Raw genomic sequence first — 1,235 nt, forward strand, 5'->3', positions numbered from 1 at the left:
CCGCCGTCCCCGCCGTCCCCTGCGTCCGCCACGCCTGCATCCGGGGCGCAGCGTCCCTCGCTCACGCACTTTTCATAGGCCGAGTCGAAGTCGTTGCAGCCGCCCACGCTGAGCACCGCACCGAACACCGCGCCCAGCGCTCCGAACTTCCAGATGTTCCGCATGGTCCTCCCCGAACTCACTGCCACGTCCCGGCGAAACTCAGGCCACCACCCTGCGGCGTGAGCGTCACGGACGGCTGAACGGAAGTCTGCTTCGTCGGCAGGAAGTACATCAGCGCGCCCGTCGCCACCGCCGCCACGCCCACGCCAATCCCCACCATGCCAATCGTCTGCGAGCGCTTGCCGGAATCCCTCACGGCATCCGCTTCGGCCAGCGTCGAGAACTCTTTGTCTTCCAGGTCGCTGAACTTGCTCCGCGACTGCACCAGGAACACCGTGCCCACGCCCGCGAGCACCACGCCGCCCGCTGCCGGCACCCACGCCCACTTGCGCCGCCCCGGCGTCTCCACCTTCGGCGCGTCCTTCGTCGTGTCACTCAAGTCCATCTGCGTGGGCGGCTCGATGCCCGGCGTCACCGGCGTTACGGGCTGCTTCACGCCCGGCGTCACCTGCGGCGTTTGGACCACGGGCGGCGTCACTGGCGCCACCGGCGCCGGCCGCAGCACCCGCAGCGTGGTGGGCACCACCACGTCCAGCGACTGCGTGAGCGCGTCCATCACCTGGTCCTTCTTCACCTCCGGCACCGAGTGCTCCACGAGCGGTGCCCCGTCCTGCGCCGTGTACACCCGCACGCCGGCCTTGAAGCCGCTGAGGTAGGGCACCACCTCCGTCACCATCACCACGTCCGTCTTCGCCGCCACGCCCAGCGACGCGATGCAGGACGGCTGCGTGCGCTTGCAGCGCATCATCGCCGCACGCTGCTTCTTCGGCAGCGTGCGCGTCACGTCCTCCACGCGCACCACCTCCAGGCCCCGGGCCTTGAGCTGGTCGGCGACGTGCTCCTGGGCGACTCCGACGAGGTAGCGCGGCGTGCCCCGCGTCACGTCCGTCGGCGCCAGCAACACGGTGAGGGGCTTCGCGGAGGAGGTGGACGCTGGCGCCTGGGCAACCACCAGGGTGAGCGCGGCGAGGAAGGGGATCAACACGGGACCACTTTCTCCCCGAGCCGACCTCCTCGCAAGGTCAGGATTCGGGGACGCGCGTGGTGGGACAGGGCCCCACCCACCCAGGGAC

The 1,235-nt window shown here is 70.3% G+C and carries 1 protein-coding gene; it reads right to left on the minus strand.

Going from position 1 to position 1,235, the window contains the following annotated elements; all coding sequences use genetic code 11:
- Positions 1-178: 178 nt before the first annotated feature.
- Positions 179-1,147, minus strand: a complete 969-nt coding sequence (locus D7V93_RS43170) for a hypothetical protein (RefSeq protein WP_147451690.1) — start codon at positions 1,145-1,147, stop codon at positions 179-181.
- Positions 1,148-1,235 lie beyond the last annotated feature (88 nt).

It is taken from the genome of Corallococcus llansteffanensis (assembly GCF_003612055.1).
GTDB lineage: Bacteria > Myxococcota > Myxococcia > Myxococcales > Myxococcaceae > Corallococcus > Corallococcus llansteffanensis.